Raw genomic sequence first — 6,102 nt, forward strand, 5'->3', positions numbered from 1 at the left:
CGACGTAGCGCTCAGCGGTCCCGCCGCGAGAGCCGTGCGGACTTGGGGGTCTGCGCCACGGCTGCTCCTGGGGTGAACCGGGCCGAGCACTGCTGTCAGTTCGGCGGTGGGGCGGTGCTGAAGATCGGCCAGCAGATCTCCGTGGCGGTGAACGCTGTCGGATCCGAGTGCGTGCCACCGATGTAGTGTTCGCGGATCGGCCCCTGGTCGCTGATCAGATGCTCGTTTGCGAATTTTCCCAGAGCCCCGTAGCTGCGGTCGATGTTTTCGTCGTGACCGCCGGGGTGGGTGAGCACGGCGAATTCGGCCTGAGGCAAGACCTCGGCACGGATGCCCGCCGGCGGGGTCGCGGAGTGCGGCGCGGGTACGAACAGGCTGGCTTTGCCGCGTGATTCGAGGAATAGTGCCCGATCGTAAAGACCACCCGGTACGACGGGCGACGGTGCGCCTGCTGTCGTGGCAATGGCGTCTCGCAGTGTCCTCAGGGTCGCCGCGAACCAGCTGTCGATCTGGGACACCTCGATGGTGGCGCCGATCGACCACACGGCGAGCGCAGCTTCACGGCGCACCTCCACGTGGGCGGAGGTGGGCACCGGCGACAGCAACTCCCGCAGCGCGCCAACGGTGTCACGGGTCTGCTGCAGCTGCACCTCCATCTGTTCGAGATGAGTTGTGATGATCTCCGTGCGAGCCGCGGCGTCGTCCGTGCTCAGCAGCGCCTTGATGTCGGGAATGGACATGCCCAGAGTGCGGAACCGGCGGATGATGTGTGCGTGATCGACCTGGCTGGTGTCGTAGAACCGGTAGCCGGTGTGGGGGTCGATGTGTGCTGGTTCGAGAATGCCGATGTCGTGGTAGTGCCGTAGCGCCTTCCTGCTCAAGCTGGTCATCACGGCGAAGTCACCGATCGAGACCTGTGCGCCCATGGCATCCTCCTCTGCGTTCGGCCGCCTGCGGAAGGCGTGAGGCCATCCTGAAGTCTTCCCCTGGGGCAAGGTCAACCTCGCGGCGTGAGGCCGGAGGTCCCGTCCCGTTCCAGGGTCCTCCCTGGGGCTCCGGAGCCTGGCGGTCGGGGGCGCGAATGCGAGATTTGCCGTCCGAGGGTTGACCTTCCCCTCGGGGGAAGATTCACCGTGGGGTCATGACCACAGAATGGGATGCACTCCCGGACAACATAAAGATGTTCATGACCTCGCTCAGCACACCAGAGGACGGCCGAGCGGTCGCCACGTTCACCACCGACGCCGTCGTGACCGACGACGGCCGCACTTACACCGGCCGAGACGAGATCGAGGCGTGGCTGACGGCCTCGGCCGGCGAGTACACCTATACATCCGAGTTCACCGGCGCGACCCCGACCGACACCACCACCATCGACGTCGGACAACGCCTGGAGGGCAACTTCCCTGGCGGGGTCGTCGACCTGCACTACCGCTTCACACTCGACGGCACATCGATCAGCCGGCTGGTGGTCGAGTCATGAGCAGGAGATGGTTCATCACAGGGGGCACGCCAGGCGGCTTCGGAGTGGCGTTCGCCGAGGCGGCGCTGGAGATCGGGGACCGCGTGACGCTCACGTCCCGGCGCCCGCAAGAGCTGGCCACGTGGGCTGAACAGTACGGCGACCGCGTTTTCGTCGTGCCGCTGGAACTCACCGATGCGGGGCAGGTGCAGCGCGCGGTGCACGCCGCCGAGGAGCACTTCGGCGGCATCGACGTCCTGGTCAACAACGCCGGCCGCGGTTGGTACGGATCGATCGAGGGGATGGATGAGTCCTCCTTGCGAGCGATGTTCGAACTGAATTTCTTCGCAGTGCTGTCCGTGACGCGTGCGGTGCTGCCGGAAATGCGCGCCCGCGGAAACGGCTGGATCGTCAACGTGTCCTCGGTAGCAGGGCTTGTATCAGCGCCCGGATTCGGCTACTACAGTGCGACGAAGTTCGCTATCGAAGCCATCACCGATGCGCTGCGTGACGAGGTCGCTGAGCAGGGCATCTCCGTCTTGACGGTTGAACCGGGCGCGTTCCGCACGAACGCCTACGCCGGTTTTGCCGACGAGCCGGTCGAGGAGCGGATTCCGGAGTATCACGACCTGCTGGAAGAGGTCCGTGCCGTCTTCGTCGAGATGGACGGTGTGCAGCCCGGCGATCCGCGCCGCGGTGCCCGTGCGGTGATCGCGGCGATGGCCCAGGATCGGCCTCCCCGTCGGCTGGTCCTGGGCAACAGCGGCTACGACGCGGTGATCGATACGCTGGAAAAGCACCTGGCCGACATCCGGATAAACGAGGCGCTTTCTCGCAGCGCGGATTTTCCCGCCTAGTCAGCCGCCCGGCCGAGGCACACCCGACCCGACCGGCCGATCTCACAGGGCGGACCGAGATCGGCGAGTCGGGTGCGGTGCGCGGCTCCGCCAGGGTGGTCCCGATGTTCGGCCGTCGACCCTGATTCCGCGAACCGATCGGTGTTCAGCGCAACGATGGACAGCAGCGCGCAGCGCCCGCCGCCGGGACGTCAGCCGGCGTTCGCGGCCGCGACCAGCGCCGCGCGGGCTGCCCGGACCGCCGGATGGTTGCCGGTGCCGCGCCGATACGCCAGGTGGGTGCGCCGCCGAGTCGGCAGCGGGGTGAGCGTGACCTCGCCCGGGCAGTCCAGCGCGCCGAGCTCCGGCACCAGCGCGACCCCCTGCCCGGCCGCGACGAGCGCGAGCACGGTGCCGAAATCGTCGGCGTGATGGCGGATCCGCGGTGTGAAACCCGCTGCCTGGCAGGCCCGGACGGTCATCGTGTAGCACAGCGTGTCGGGAATCCCTGCGATCCAAGCGGTTTCGCGGAACGCGACGAGCGGTTCGGCGGTGGGCGCGGCCAGATAGATCGTCTCTTCCAGCAGCGGCTCGGTATCGAGGGCGGGGTCGGGCTCGACCGGCACGTAGTCGTATTCCTGCACCAGCGCGACATCGAGCGCCTCCGCGCGCAACGCGGCGGGCGCGGTCGCCGGATCTATCTCGGTGACCATCAGTTCCAGACCGGGATGATCCCGGCTCAGCGCGACGAGCGCCGGGGACAGAATGGTGCGAATGGCGGTGGGGAAGGCGCCGATCCGCAGCGTGCCGGCGAGTTCGGTACGCGCCGTGGCCATGTCGGCGGCGGCCTGTTCGAGCACCGCGAGAATGGTTTCGGCGTGCTCGACCAGCGTGCGCGCCGCCGGGGTGAGCGTGACCCGCCGTCCGGTCCGTTCGAGCAGCGGCACGCCGGCTTCTCGTTCCAGCGCCGTGAGTTGCTGCGATACCGCCGACGGTGTGTAGGCCAGCGCCTCGGCGACCGCTGCGATGGTCTCCCGGTGCGAGAGCTCGCGCAGCAGGCGCAGTTTGCGAATGTCGAGCATCAGGTCAGCTTATGCTCGAATGTAGAAACGTGAACTGGACCTGACGCTTTGCGGCCGTCACCCTCGTAACCATGACGCTCGCAGGCCTTTTCGTCCCCCTTGTCACGCCGTTCACGGCCGAGAACGCGCTGGCCGCCGACGCGCTGGCCGGACTGGCCCACTCGGCGCTCGCCGAGGGCGCGACCGGCCTGGTCGCGCTCGGCACCACCGCCGAAGCCGCGACGCTGACCCCGGCCGAACGCGCCCGGGTGATCGACATCTGCGCGAGCGTATGCCGGGAACACAACGCGCCCTTGATCGTCGGCGCCGGCTCCAACTCGACGGCCGACTCCGCCGACGCGCTGGCCGCGCTGTCGGGGCAGATCGCCGCCGCGCTCACGGTCGTGCCGTACTACACCCGGCCCACCGAGGCCGGGGTGCTCGCGCACTTCCGGGCGCTGGCCGGGGGCAGCCCGATACCGCTGGTGGTCTACAACATTCCGTATCGCACCGGCCGCACGCTCTGCGCGGAAACCCTGCTCGATATCGCCGCGCACCCGAACATCATCGGCGTCAAACACGCCGTCGGCAGCATCGACGACGCCACGATCGCGCTGATGGGCGCCCGTCCTGCGGACTTCGCCGTGCTGGCGGGCGACGACCTGTTCGTCTCGCCGCTGCTGGCGCTCGGCGCCGAGGGCGGCATCCTGGCCTCCGGCATCGTGGCCACCGCGCCCTTCACCGCCCTCATCGCGGCCTGGCGCGAGGGCCGGGTCGAGGAGGCGCGCGTGCTCGGGCATCGGCTGGCGGCACTGTCGGCCGCCCTCTTCGCCGAGCCCAACCCCACCGTGATCAAGGCCGTTCTCGCGGCTCAGGGACGGATTCCGAGCCCTGCGGTGCGGCTGCCGCTGCTGCCCGCCGGCGAGGTCGCCACCGCGGCTGCCCTGGCCGAAATCGAACTTTTCTCCCAAATGGCAGGGCAAATTGCTGGTGTAGCGGCTGAAGAAGTGCAACGCTGAAGCGGTGACACAACCTCCGGATACGCAGGCGGCGACGCCTGATCCGACCGCCGACAAACTCGACGCGGCGGTCTTCAAGGTGGCGGGCGTCGTGGTACTCGGCGCGATCATGTCGATTCTCGACATCACCGTCGTCAACATCGCGTTGCCCACCTTCCAGGACACTTTCGACACGAGCTACGCCATCGCGGCGTGGACCGTGACCGGTTACACCCTCGCCCTGGCCACGGTCATTCCGCTCACCGGATGGGCCGCGGACCGCTTCGGCACCAAGCGCCTGTACATGGCGGCGCTCGCCTTCTTCGTGCTCGGGTCGGTGCTCTGCGCGCTGGCCTGGAACATCCAGTCGCTCATCGCCTTCCGCGTGGTGCAGGGCATCGGCGGCGGCATGCTGATGCCACTCGGCATGACGATCATGACGCACGCGGCCGGTCCGCAACGGGTCGGCCGGGTGATGGCGGTGCTCGGTGTGCCGATGCTGCTCGGCCCGATCTGCGGCCCCATCCTCGGCGGCTGGCTGATCGAATTCCATTGGCAGTGGATCTTCTTGATCAACCTGCCGATCGGCATCGTCGCGCTCATCCTGGCGCAGGTGGTGTTCCCCGCCGACAAGCCGGAACCGGCGGAGTCGTTCGACTTCGTCGGCATGCTGCTCGCCTCGCCGGGCCTGGCGTTGTTCCTGTTCGGCGTCTCGTCGATCCCCGGCGAGGGCACGGTGCTCGCGACCAAGGTGCTGCTGCCCGCGATCGTCGGCTTGATCCTGTTGGTGGCGTTCGTCTTCCACGCGCTGCGCACCGAGCACCCGTTGATCGATCTGCACCTGTTCCGCAACCGGGCGCTGACCTTCTCGGTGCTCACCATGGTGCTGTTCGCGATCGCCTTCTTCGGCGGCAGCCTGTTGCTGTCGGCCTATCTGCAACAGGTGCGCGGCGAATCGGCGTTGCAGACCGGATTGTTGCTGGTGCCACAGGGATTGGGCGCGATGCTCACCATGCCGGTGGCGGGCAAACTGGTCGACAAGATCGGTCCGGGCAAGATCGTGCTGGTCGGCATCGCGTTGATCGCGGTCAGCACCGCGTTCTTCGTGCAGCTGAAGGTGGACACGTCGTATCCGATGATGCTGGGCGCCCTGTTCGTGATGGGTCTCGGCATGGGCTGCACCATGATGCCGATCATGACCGCGGCGATCCAGACGCTGACCCACCAGCAGGTCGCCCGCGGCTCGACCCTGATGAACATCATCAACCAGACCGGCGGTTCGATCGGCACCGCGACGATCTCGGTGGTGCTGACCGCGCTGCTGAACGATCGGGATTTCGCACTGCCCGCCATCGCCGCGACCACCAAGCCCGAACTGGCGAGTCAGCTGCCGCCGGGTGTGCTGGAGGCCGGATTGGACCAGGCCGCAACGGCATTCAGCCACACCTACATCGTGGCGCTGGTACTGATCGTGCTCACCCTGATACCGGCGTTGTTCCTGCCCCGGACCAAGCCGAAGAATCCCGACGCGGTCGATGCGGTGGCCGCGGTGCACGTTTAAGCGCCCATGCCGAGATCGTCACCGCCGGTGGCGATCTCGGCACGCGTAGGGGCGCTCAGCTGGGCAGGTCGTCCACCGTGGCTTCGTTCCTGGACAGGTTGATGCCCAGGTTCGCCGCCGCGCGCTCGAGGTCCTCGTCGTCGCCGTCCCGCATCTCGATCGCGAGGCCTTCCGCGGAGAGGAC

General features: G+C 67.7%; 6 protein-coding genes. 4 read left to right on the forward strand and 2 right to left on the reverse strand.

Going from position 1 to position 6,102, the window contains the following annotated elements; genetic code table 11:
• Positions 1–95: 95 nt before the first annotated feature.
• Positions 96–926: a MerR family transcriptional regulator gene (locus tag NBRGI_RS23290; protein ID WP_029899369.1), complete on the reverse strand. Its 831-nt coding sequence runs from the start codon at positions 924–926 to the stop codon at positions 96–98.
• Positions 927–1,141: 215 nt separating this feature from the next.
• Between NBRGI_RS23290 and NBRGI_RS23295 the strand changes: the two genes are divergently transcribed.
• Both NBRGI_RS23295 and NBRGI_RS23300 read left to right on the forward strand, forming a co-directional pair.
• Entirely contained in the window at positions 1,142–1,483 is a 342-nt protein-coding gene (locus NBRGI_RS23295; protein ID WP_029899370.1) for a hypothetical protein, read from the forward strand.
• Entirely contained in the window at positions 1,480–2,319 is an 840-nt protein-coding gene (locus tag NBRGI_RS23300) for an SDR family NAD(P)-dependent oxidoreductase (RefSeq protein WP_029899371.1), read from the forward strand. The genes NBRGI_RS23295 and NBRGI_RS23300 overlap by 4 nt, the downstream gene beginning before the upstream one ends.
• Positions 2,320–2,510: 191 nt before the next feature.
• Here NBRGI_RS23300 and NBRGI_RS23305 read toward each other — a convergent pair whose 3' ends face one another.
• The gene (locus NBRGI_RS23305) at positions 2,511–3,380 is read right to left on the reverse strand and encodes a LysR family transcriptional regulator (RefSeq protein WP_029899372.1); all 870 of its coding nucleotides are present in this window, start codon (positions 3,378–3,380) and stop codon (positions 2,511–2,513) included.
• A gap of 71 nt (positions 3,381–3,451) precedes the next feature.
• Between NBRGI_RS23305 and dapA the strand changes: the two genes are divergently transcribed.
• Both dapA and NBRGI_RS23315 read left to right on the forward strand, forming a co-directional pair.
• Positions 3,452–4,378: a 4-hydroxy-tetrahydrodipicolinate synthase gene (dapA, locus tag NBRGI_RS23310; RefSeq protein WP_029899373.1), complete on the forward strand. Its 927-nt coding sequence runs from the start codon at positions 3,452–3,454 to the stop codon at positions 4,376–4,378.
• Between the two features lie 4 nt (positions 4,379–4,382).
• Entirely contained in the window at positions 4,383–5,918 is a 1,536-nt protein-coding gene (locus NBRGI_RS23315; protein WP_029899374.1) for a DHA2 family efflux MFS transporter permease subunit, read from the forward strand.
• Positions 5,919–6,102: the final 184 nt, after the last annotated feature.

This window comes from Nocardia brasiliensis IFM 10847 (assembly GCF_000710915.1).
Lineage (GTDB): Bacteria > Actinomycetota > Actinomycetes > Mycobacteriales > Mycobacteriaceae > Nocardia > Nocardia brasiliensis_A.

Bases quoted from the DNA above. Each gene is read 5' to 3' on its own strand.
- NBRGI_RS23295 (WP_029899370.1), top strand. From the start codon at position 1,142: ATGACCACAGAATGGGATGCACTCCCGGACAACATAAAGATGTTCATG.
- NBRGI_RS23290 (WP_029899369.1), bottom strand. From the start codon at position 926: ATGGGCGCACAGGTCTCGATCGGTGACTTCGCCGTGATGACCAGCTTG.
- NBRGI_RS23305 (WP_029899372.1), bottom strand. From the start codon at position 3,380: ATGCTCGACATTCGCAAACTGCGCCTGCTGCGCGAGCTCTCGCACCGG.
- dapA (WP_029899373.1), top strand. From the start codon at position 3,452: ATGACGCTCGCAGGCCTTTTCGTCCCCCTTGTCACGCCGTTCACGGCC.
- NBRGI_RS23300 (WP_029899371.1), top strand. From the start codon at position 1,480: ATGAGCAGGAGATGGTTCATCACAGGGGGCACGCCAGGCGGCTTCGGA.